Source organism: Adlercreutzia murintestinalis, from assembly GCF_943192905.1.
GTDB lineage: Bacteria > Actinomycetota > Coriobacteriia > Coriobacteriales > Eggerthellaceae > Adlercreutzia_A > Adlercreutzia_A murintestinalis.
Map to the genome: position 1 here is coordinate 1 of NZ_CALPCC010000049.1, position 1,441 is coordinate 1,441.

The following is a 1,441-nucleotide window of genomic DNA, read 5'->3' on the forward strand; positions in this document are numbered from 1 at the left end:
GGGGGCTCCGGACGAATTCCTGGACACCCTAGGCCGCATATCCTAAAGACTTGCGGTATTGCATCGGGCTCATCCATCCTAGGGATTTCTTCTTGCGGTCGTTATTGTAGTACTTGATGTATCGGTCAAGTCTGTCGCTGAATTCCTCGAAGCTTACGCTATCCCAATCGCGATAGTAGAAGAATTCGTTTTTGAGCCTGCCGAAGAAGGCCTCACAGGCGGCGTTGTCCGGAGAGCATGCCCTCTTCGACATGGATCTGACGATGCCGTGCGCCTCGCAAAGGCCGATCCAGCCCGGCCATCTATAATGACACCCGCAATCGCTATGCAGCATGGGATGCTCCGAAGCCCGTATCGATCCAACAGCCTGGATCAACGTGGAGTTTGCGAGCTTCGCGTCCGGATTCTTGGATAGGCGATAGGATGTTACCTTGCCGTCGAAGCAATCGATGATCGCCGAGAGATAGCACTTGTAATCCGGCAACGTGAATTGCGTGATGTCCGTGAGCCACAGCACGTTGGGCTTGTCTGTATGGAAGTTCCGGCAGACCTTGTTGCCGGGATGCTCGCTGATCTCTCCCTTATAGGAGCTATAGGTGCGTTTCTTCTTGTTGTAGATGACGACCAGACCCTCTTCCCTCATGAGCCTTCTCACGACCTTCTCGGAGACGATGACGGGGTCAAGCCCATCGTCGCCAACCCTGAGCGAATGCCATATCCTCTCGGAGCCGAAGGTCATGCCGCTCTGCTCGAAGATGGCGCGTATCCGATTGCGCATATCTGCATGGGGGTCGGGTCGCTTCGCCGCATTCCGGGAATAGTAGTAGGAGCTTCGGGCGATGCAGAGCCTGTCGCATAGATCAGAGACGCTGAACCTAGCCTTCGAGGCGCCGATCACCATCATCTTCTCTGTATTGCTCAGATCCGATGGGTCGACGCCGGGTTCTTTTTTTAATATCTCGATGGTCTGCTCGAGTATGGCGTTATCGAGCTCGAGCTCAGCGCACCTTTTCTTGAGCGCGTCGATGTCGTCAGGCAGATCCTTCGGATCGATGCGAGGCACCTCGATCTTCTCTTTCCTTTCCATGAATGAGAACTCTCCTTTTTGGCGATATTCATCACGGATATTGTAGACCGTGGTAATGGAGACCCCGTAGTGCTCAGATAGGAGCGCCGCGCTATCCCCTTGCTGCAGATGTCGGGCGATGCTTCTCTTTTGGGTGCGACTGAGATGGGTATATCTCTTCCTTGGAGGCTTGGCCTTCTCATCTCTCCAACGCCGTAGCGTCCTTGGGCAGACTACTTTAAGCTCACGTGCCGCCTTTATGCAAGATCCGCCATGCTTGTCGACGACGCTCAAGGCTTTCTTCTTGAACTCCAGACTGTACATGCAATCTTCCTTTTCACGAGATTACGTGTCCAGGAATTCGTCCGGAGCCCC

1 protein-coding gene is annotated in these 1,441 nt (G+C 54.1%); it reads right to left on the reverse strand.

What is annotated here, in order from left to right:
* Positions 1-28 precede the first annotated feature (28 nt).
* Positions 29-1,390 carry an IS3 family transposase gene (locus NFR19_RS08840; protein WP_251213424.1) on the reverse strand — a complete coding sequence of 454 codons (1,362 nt, stop codon included), beginning with the start codon at positions 1,388-1,390 and terminating at the stop codon, positions 29-31.
* Positions 1,391-1,441 lie beyond the last annotated feature (51 nt).

Excerpts from the sequence above, each read along its gene's own strand:
- NFR19_RS08840 (WP_251213424.1), bottom strand. The coding sequence starts at position 1,390 with ATGTACAGTCTGGAGTTCAAGAAGAAAGCCTTGAGCGTCGTCGACAAG.